General features: G+C 27.2%; 1 protein-coding gene. It reads left to right on the top strand.

Going from position 1 to position 356, the window contains the following annotated elements; all coding sequences use genetic code 11:
* The first annotated feature begins 82 nt into the window (after positions 1 to 82).
* Positions 83 to 325: a hypothetical protein gene (locus tag IUY40_RS19345; protein WP_195738473.1), complete on the top strand. Its 243-nt coding sequence runs from the start codon at positions 83 to 85 to the stop codon at positions 323 to 325.
* Positions 326 to 356: the final 31 nt, after the last annotated feature.

Below are 356 nucleotides of genomic sequence, written 5' to 3'. Positions count from 1 at the left end.
TAGGGCTTAGCTTAGGGCTATTCCTTATAATTTAGAGCCAAGATGGCAAGATGCATCAGGACAAAAATATGTTGCTGATGTTATGTTACGAGAAGACATTATATATTATTTAAATAGATATCATTCTGAAATAATTACTAATAAAAACCCACAAGATTTTCAAGAAGAAGAAATATTTAAAGCATTTAATAGCTTGGATAAAAGTAAACCTATCGAAATCTTATTTAAAGTTAACGGTTCTAATAAAGAATGTAAGGTAATAGTAAAACAAGAAAGTAAAGAAATCCCGTTAACCAAAATAATTGTCAGGGTTTTTAAAGATTAATTACGGAGTTTATTTACTCAATCATAAAATT

This window comes from Flavobacterium sp. ALJ2 (genome assembly GCF_015594725.1).
In the GTDB taxonomy this organism is placed as follows: Bacteria; Bacteroidota; Bacteroidia; order Flavobacteriales; family Flavobacteriaceae; genus Flavobacterium.
The sequence above is the reverse complement of the archived record's forward strand: the minus strand, read 5'-3'. Positions and strand labels throughout refer to the sequence as shown.

What these genes read in the sequence shown, in the direction of transcription:
- IUY40_RS19345 (WP_195738473.1), top strand. Translation starts at nt 83, where the DNA reads ATGTTACGAGAAGACATTATATATTATTTAAATAGATATCATTCTGAA.